We start from the raw sequence: 887 nt of genomic DNA, 5'->3' as shown, positions 1-887 counted from the left end.
CGTTGCCGTATTGCTGTATGTACCCGCATCAATATCGGCTTGAGTTAAAGTATGAACAGCCGTTAATGTTACACTTGCTTCAGGAGCTAAAGTCGAAACCGGTGAGCCGGTTACTATGGCATTCGCATCGGTAACCACCAGATTAGTTAAGGTTACGTTACCTGTGTTTTTAATAACCAAGTTATAATTTAATACACCACCAACAGCCATTGGTACTGATCCATTCACACTTTTCACTAAAGTAACAGATCCAGCCGGCGTAATGATTGCCACTGTTGGTATATCATTAGTCTCAGTCGTTCCTGAAACATCAGTCACATCTGCTCCAGCTGGTGTTTTACCCGTTACCGTTGCAGTGTTGGTATAACTTCCGGCATCAACATCAGCTTGAGTTAATGTATGAGCAGCAGTCAGAGTAACACTTGCGCCCGGAGCCAAAGTAGAAACCGGAGAACCTGTCACGACTGCGTTTGCATCAGTAACCACAAGATTGGTTAAGGTGACGTTACTCGTGTTTTTAATAACAAGATTGTAGTTCAATACCTTGCCTGCTTTATTCGGAACAGTTCCGTTAACAGATTTAACCAAGGTCAAAGAACCAGCCGGCGTAATAGTCGCCACTGTCGGCGTATCATTAGCCTCAGTCGTTCCTGAAACATCACTCACATCTGCTCCAGCGGGTGTTTTACCCGTTACCGTTGCCGTATTGCTGTATGTACCCGCATCAATATCGGCTTGAGTTAAAGCATGAACAGCAGTAAGTGTTACACTTGCCCCCGGAGCCAAACTAGAAACCGGTGAACCTGTTACTGTGGCATTGGCGTCCGTAACAACCAGATTGGTTAAAGTTATATTACCTGTGTTTTTAACAACAAGATTGTAATTCA

1 protein-coding gene is annotated in these 887 nt (G+C 44.2%); it reads right to left on the bottom strand.

The features are described from left to right. Positions 1-887: hypothetical protein (locus AB669_RS21320; protein ID WP_047801402.1), on the bottom strand; the 887-nt coding region annotated here is incomplete at both ends.

The sequence above is a fragment of the Pedobacter sp. BMA genome (genome assembly GCF_001027745.1).
Taxonomy (GTDB): Bacteria; Bacteroidota; Bacteroidia; order Sphingobacteriales; family Sphingobacteriaceae; genus Pedobacter.
This window is presented reverse-complemented; position numbering and strand designations above follow the sequence as displayed.